Genomic DNA, 6,496 nt, shown 5'->3' with positions numbered 1-6,496 from the left:
AGATGTGTATAGGAGCCAGGCAGCGGCCTCACCGCCGCGCGGCTGGTCCGCCGCCACCTGGAGGGGGTGCGGGACCGGTGAGCGCCGTGTCCCCCGAGCCCCGGCCGATCCCGCGCCTAGAGACCGATCCTGCGCCTAGAGGGGGTGAGGGGCCGGTGACTGCTATTCCGGTCTCGATGAGCGATGTTCGCGAGCTGGTCGACGGGGCGTTGCGCGCCGCCGTCGGGCGGCTCGATCCGCGCACGTACCGGGTGGCGGCCTACCACCTCGGCTGGACGAACGAGGAGGGGCATCCGCGCAAGAAGCCCGTGGGCAAGGCGCTCCGTCCGGCGCTCGCGCTGCTGTCGGCACGCGCCGCGGTGGCCCCGCCGGAGAGCGCTCTGCCGGGTGCCGTCGCGGTGGAGCTGGTCCACGCGTTCTCACTCCTGCACGACGACATCATGGACCGCGACCGCATGCGCAGGCACCGTCCGGCGGCATGGACGGTGTTCGGTGAGGCGTCCGCGATCCTGGCCGGCGACGCGCTCCTCGCCCTCGCCAGTGAGGTGCTGCTGGAGGCGCCGGGCCAGGGCTCGGCGCGGGCGGCGCGGGCGCTGTCCGCCGCCACCCGCCGCCTCATCGCCGGCCAGTCGCTCGACATGGACTTCGAGACGCGCCGCCAGATCAGCGTGGACGAGTGCGTCGCCATGGCGTCCGGCAAGACCGCCGCGCTGCTGGCGTGCTCCTGCTCGATCGGGGCCGTCCTGGACGGGGCGCCCGAGTCCCTCTCGGACGCCCTGGACGCGTTCGGCACGGACCTCGGCATCGCGTTCCAGCTGGTGGACGACCTGCTCGGCATCTGGGGCGACCCCGCGACGACCGGGAAGCCGGCCATGTCGGACCTGCGGTCCCGCAAGATGTCGCTGCCCGTCGTGGCCGCGCTGAACGCCGGGACGCCGGAGGCGGCGAAGCTCGCCGACCTGTACGCGCGGCCCGAGCCGTCCGAGGACGACCTGGCCGAGGCCGCCGCGCTGGTGGAGGCGGCGGGCGGGCGCGCCTGGGCCGAGATCGAGGCCGAGAGCCGCATCCAGCGCGCCGCCGAGCACCTGCTGTCCGCCCGCCTGCCGGACTCCGTCCGCGCCGAATTCCTCCGCATCGCCGACTTCGTCACCCGCCGGGACCACTGATGACAACGCTGGAAACACCGGAAACACCAGAGACCGCGCCGGCCCGGACGGCCGCCGAGGCGCTGGAGGCCGCCCGCGACCACCTGCTGCTGCTCCAGTCCCCGGAGGGCTGGTGGAAGGGCGAGCTGCAGACCAACGTCACGATGGACGCCGAGGACCTGCTGCTGCGCGAGTTCCTCGGCATCCGCACCGACGAGGACACCTACGAGGCGGCCCGCTGGATCCGGTCGCAGCAGGCCCCCGACGGCACGTGGGCGAACTTCCACGACGGCCCGCCGGACCTGTCCACGACCGTCGAGGCGTACGTGGCGCTGCGGCTCGCCGGGGACCTGCCGGACGCCGGGCACATGATCCGCGCCGCCGCCTACATCCGCAGCGAGGGCGGCGTCCCGGCGGCCCGCGTGTTCACCCGGTTCTGGCTGGCGATGTTCGGCCGCTGGTCCTGGGACGAGCTGCCGGTGGTGCCGCCCGAGATGATGTTCCTGCCGCGCTGGTTCCCGCTGAACGTCTACGACTTCGCGTGCTGGGCCCGGCAGACGATCGTCCCGCTGACCGTGGTGGGCGCGGTGCGTCCCGTCCGGCCGCTGCCGTTCGGGCTGGACGAGCTCGTCCCCGACTACGACATTCCGCGCGCCAAGAGGCGGCGCACGCCCGGCTGGGGCGAGGCGTTCGGGGCGCTCGACAAGGCCCTGCACCTCTACCAGCGGCGCCCCGTGAAGGGCCTGCGGGACGCGGCGCTGCGCCGCGCCGCCGAGTGGATCGTCGCGCGGCAGGAGCGGGACGGGTCGTGGGGCGGCATCCAGCCGCCGTGGGTGTACTCGCTGCTGGCGCTGCACCTGCTCGGCTACGGCCTCGACCACCCGGTCATGCAGCGCGGCCTGGACGGGCTCGAACGCTTCACGATCCGGGACGAGCAGGGGCGGCGCCTGGAGGCGTGCCAGTCCCCCGTCTGGGACACCGTCCTCGCGATGAACGCGCTCGCCGACGCGGGCCTGCCCGCAGGCCACCCCGCCCTGGAGCGGGCCGCGGAATGGGTGATCGGCGAGGAGGTGAAGGGGCCGGGCGACTGGTCGGTGCGGCGCCCCGGCCTGCCGCCGGGCGGGTGGGCGTTCGAGTTCGACAACGACGTCTACCCCGACGTCGACGACACCGCCGAGGTCGTGATCGCGCTCGACCGCGTCCAGCACCCGAGGGCGGAACCGGCGATCGAGCGGGGCGTCCGGTGGATGGCCGGGATGGTCTCCAAGGACGGCGGGTTCGGCGCGTTCGACGTCGACAACACCCGCGCGCTGTGCCGCAAGCTGCCGTTCTGCGACTTCGGCGAGGTCATCGACCCGCCGTCCGCCGACGTCACCGCGCATGTCGTGGAGGCGTTGGCGCACCGCGGCATGGCCGACTCGCTGCTGGCCAAACGGGCCGTCGTGTGGCTGCTGAAGGCGCAGGAGCCGGACGGTTCCTGGTTCGGCCGATGGGGCGCCAACCACGTGTACGGGACGGGCAGCGTCGTCCCGGCGCTGATCGCGGCGGGCGTCCGGCCGGAGAAGCCGGTGATCCGGGACGCGGTCGGCTGGCTGGAGCGCCACCAGCGCGACGACGGCGGCTGGGGCGAGGACCTGCGCTCCTACCGGGACCGGTCGTGGGTCGGGCACGGGGCGTCGACCGCGTCGCAGACGGCGTGGGCGCTGCTCGCGCTGCTCGCCGCCGGTGAGCGCGGCCCGGCCGTCGAGCGCGGGGTCCGCTGGCTGACCGAGCGGCAGCGCCCGGACGGGACGTGGGACGAGGACCACTTCACCGGCACCGGGTTCCCCGGCGACTTCTACATCAACTACCACCTGTACCGGCTGGTGTTCCCGCTCTCGGCGCTGGGCCGGTACCTGAGAGGGGCCTGAACCATGGGCATGCCACTGCGGCAGAGCCTGCGCGTCGGCGGGTACGTCCTGCGCAACAAGCTGGCGGGCCGGGCGAAGTACCCGCTGATCGTCGAACTGGAGCCGCTGTACGCGTGCAACCTGGCGTGCGCGGGCTGCGGCAAGATCCAGCATCCGGCGGACGTGCTGAAGCAGCGGATGCCGGTCGAGCAGGCCGTCGCGGCCATCGAGGAGTGCGGCGCGCCGATGGTGTCGATCGCGGGCGGCGAGCCGCTCATGCATCCGCAGATCGGCGAGCTGGTCGACCGGCTGATCAAGATGAAGCGGTACGTGTTCCTGTGCACGAACGCCGCGCTGATCCCGAAGAAGATCGACCGGTTCACGCCGTCCCGCTACTTCGCGTGGGCGGTGCACATCGACGGGCTGCGGGAGCGGCACGACGCGTCCGTCTGCAAGGAGGGCGTGTTCGACCAGGCGGTCGAGGCGATCAGGATGTGCCAGGAGCGCGGGTTCCGGGTCACGACGAACACGACCGTGTTCAACACCGACACCCCGCAGACCGTGATCGACGTCCTCGACTACCTGAACGACGACCTGCGCGTCGACCAGATGATGATCTCGCCGGCGTACGCCTACGAGAAGGCGCCCGACCAGGACCACTTCCTCGGCGTCCAGGAGACCCGGAGCCTGTTCGCGAAGGCGTTCGCGGACGGCCGGCGCAAGCGCTGGCGGTTCAACCACTCGCCGCTGTTCCTGGACTTCCTCGAAGGGAGGGCCGACTTCCGGTGCACGGCGTGGGCGATCCCGTCGTACTCGCTGAAGGGCTGGCAGCGTCCCTGCTACCTGATGGACGACGGCTACTGCGACACCTACCAGGAGCTGCTCGACACCACCGACTGGGACGCCTACGGGCGGGGACGCGACGACCGGTGCGCGAACTGCATGGCGCACTGCGGCTACGAGCCCACCGCCGTGTTCGCGACGATGGGCTCCCTCAAGGAGTCACTCCGCGCCATGCGCAGCATCTAGCGGTCACTCCGGCTCGGGCGCGGGCGCGGGCGCCGCGTCGCGGAGTTCCTCGATGACGTCGTGGACGGCGTCCATGAAGGCGTCGGCGTCGCCGGTGAGGCCGGGGTCGAGGGAGACGCCGAAGCACAGCTCGCGGTCGACGCCGAGGGCGGCGATCGCGAGCGGTGCGCCCGGCGCGAGCGGGACGATCGGGTACACGGCGGTGAGGGGCGCGCCGGCCAGCGTCAGGGGCTTGTCCGGGCCCGGGAGGCTCGACACGGTGCCCTGCAGGAAGCGGCCGCTGTACGACATGCGGGCGAAGCGGGCGTGCAGCGGCACCGGCATGATGCGTCCCGCCTGCCACATCACGAACCAGGCGGCCTGCGCGCGGGTCCCGGAGCGCAGCACGCGGCTGCGTTTGGTGATCAGCGCGAGGCGGTCGGCCTCGGCCATCTTCCCGACCGGCAGGTCCACCATGACGGCGGTGGTGTGGTTGCCGACCATCGCGCTGCCGGGCGGCCGCATCATGAGCGGCACGGCGACGCGGCAGGTGTCGGGGCGCCCGTCGTCCTCGCTGACGACGCGGTTGAGCGCGCCCGCGACCGCGCACAGCACCACGTCGGTGACCCGGGAGTCGTAGCGGCGCCCCACGTCCCGGACCGACACGAGCGGCAGCTGCATGGAGCTGAACCGGCGCTCGGACGTCCCGCCGGCGGGCAGCCGGTCGGGCTTCGTCACGGCGGTGGCGAGCTGGCCCAGGCCGACCACGGTGGCGACCGCCTTCTGGAACGGCTTGCGCGGGAACTTGGCGCCGAGGTTGTCGGGCGGCGGCTCCATCAGGTACATCGCCTGCGCGACGATGCCGACGCCGTCGGCGACGACGTGGTGCATCAGGTACACGACGGCGGTGCGGCCGGGCTCGGCGCCCTTCATCACGACCATCCGCCACGGCGGCCGGTCGAGCGGCAGCCGCTCCGACTGCACCTCGGCGACGGCCGCGCGCAGCCCCGCCATGCCGTCGACGTGCCGTTCGGCGACGTGCCACTCCCAGTCGACCGGGTCGTGGTCGTGCCAGACGGGGCGGCGCCAGCGGCCGCGCCGGTGGAGCCGCTGCCGGAACCGGGGCAGCCCGGGCAGCCGTTCCTTGATGACGCGGACGAGGTCGTCGCGCCCGACCTCGCCCCGCGAGGTGTCCAGCATGATGACGCCGCCGGCCTGCTGCGGGGCGGCGGGCGTCTCCACGGAGAGGAAGAAGGCGTCGGGCCCCTGCACGCGGGCGGACAGGGGATGGGCGATGCGCTCGGCGATGTACACGGGGACCACCACGAAAGGGACGGCGGCCACCGCGTCCACCAGGAAGTGGTTCGCGGTCGCCAGGATGACGTAGAGGGTAAGGAGGATGTGGGCGACGTTCAACCATTGCACCCAGCGCTTCGCCTTCACGCGGGCGAGCTCGACGCCGACCCACATCGTCCAGGCCATGTGCAGGGACGGGACGGCGGCGAACCGGTCGGCGTGCTTCACCATGGGCGAGCCCCACGAGCCCCAGGTGCGGCCCTCGGTGACGGTGTCGACGAAGCCGAGGTCGGGCATCAGCCGCGGCGGCATCACGGGGAACAGGGCGAAGCAGGCCAGGCCGGCCAGGTTGAGCATGACGAAGGCGTTGCGGGCCGTCCGGTACCGCTCCGGGTGCCGGATGAATAACCAGGTGAGCAGCGCCAGCGCGCTCGCGATGTAGGTGATCGCGTACTCGTAGTTGGCGAACACGCGGAGGACCGGCTGGTTCGCCAGCCATCCGTTGAGGGTCGGCTCGATGTCGATGTGCAGGGCGCGCTCCAGCCGGAAGAGCGTCTCCCCGTGGTCGCGGGCGGCCTCCACCCGGCCCTGCTCGGGCAGCATGGTGACCAGCGAGTACACGGTGAAGAGCGCCAGGCCGAGCAGCAGCTCGTTCCTGGCGCGCGGCCTGCCGCCGGCGGCGCGCGGTGTCACGACCGCGTCCCGCGCGGTCACCACCTCGTGTGTGCCCATCGTCCCCCTCGGACCGGGTGTCTACCCAGGAATCGCGGAATCAGACGGTGCCGCCCGGTATCGGAGATCATGCCCGGGTTCGCCGACAGCGAAGCCTGTCCCATTCGGACGAATGTCCGGGAACCATCTGGCCCAGCGGTACGTCTTCGATATATCGTTGTCGTATCGCGAAGGATCATAGAGAGGTCTCAGAAGATCTCAGAAGGTGGTGCTAGAACATGGGACACAGGCACGCGCACGGCCCCTGGGCAGGCGGCGACTTCCCGAACTTCGGCGCGCTGTTCGGCGGCGCGCCCTGGGGGCCGCCCGGCGGATTCGGCCACGGGCCCGGCCCGCGCCCACCGCTGTCCCTTATACCCCTCTCCGAGCCCCCGAGACGGGCTCCTAACTCGTATGCCCGCTTCTGTCTGAAAAAAAAAAACACGA

At 72.2% G+C, this 6,496-nt stretch carries 4 protein-coding genes and 1 pseudogene; 4 read left to right on the top strand and 1 reads right to left on the bottom strand.

Annotated features, from left to right (window positions below):
- Positions 1 to 176 precede the first annotated feature (176 nt).
- Genes HUX53_RS01070 through hpnH form a run of 3 tightly spaced genes read left to right on the top strand, consistent with a single transcriptional unit; the run spans position 177 to position 4,063 of the window.
- A complete protein-coding gene (locus HUX53_RS01070) occupies positions 177 to 1,166 on the top strand; it encodes a polyprenyl synthetase family protein (RefSeq protein ID WP_176401283.1) in 990 nt (329 codons plus the stop codon).
- Positions 1,166 to 3,055: a squalene--hopene cyclase gene (gene shc, locus HUX53_RS01065; RefSeq protein ID WP_176401282.1), complete on the top strand. Its 1,890-nt coding sequence runs from the start codon at positions 1,166 to 1,168 to the stop codon at positions 3,053 to 3,055. The genes HUX53_RS01070 and shc overlap by 1 nt, the downstream gene beginning before the upstream one ends.
- A 3-nt stretch (positions 3,056 to 3,058) precedes the next feature.
- A complete protein-coding gene (gene hpnH / locus HUX53_RS01060) occupies positions 3,059 to 4,063 on the top strand; it encodes an adenosyl-hopene transferase HpnH (protein WP_176401281.1) in 1,005 nt (334 codons plus the stop codon).
- 3 nt (positions 4,064 to 4,066) lie between these two features.
- Here the strand turns inward: hpnH and HUX53_RS01055 are convergent, their stop codons facing one another.
- On the bottom strand, positions 4,067 to 6,070 hold the full coding sequence (locus HUX53_RS01055; protein WP_176401280.1) for a phosphatase PAP2 family protein: 2,004 nt from the start codon (positions 6,068 to 6,070) through the stop codon (positions 4,067 to 4,069).
- 218 nt (positions 6,071 to 6,288) lie between these two features.
- Here HUX53_RS01055 and HUX53_RS39790 point away from each other — a divergent pair.
- Positions 6,289 to 6,496, top strand: a pseudogene (locus tag HUX53_RS39790) (hypothetical protein); the annotation flags it as partial.

Source organism: Actinomadura sp. BRA 177, assembly GCF_013372625.1.
Lineage (GTDB): Bacteria > Actinomycetota > Actinomycetes > Streptosporangiales > Streptosporangiaceae > Spirillospora.
This window is presented reverse-complemented; position numbering and strand designations above follow the sequence as displayed.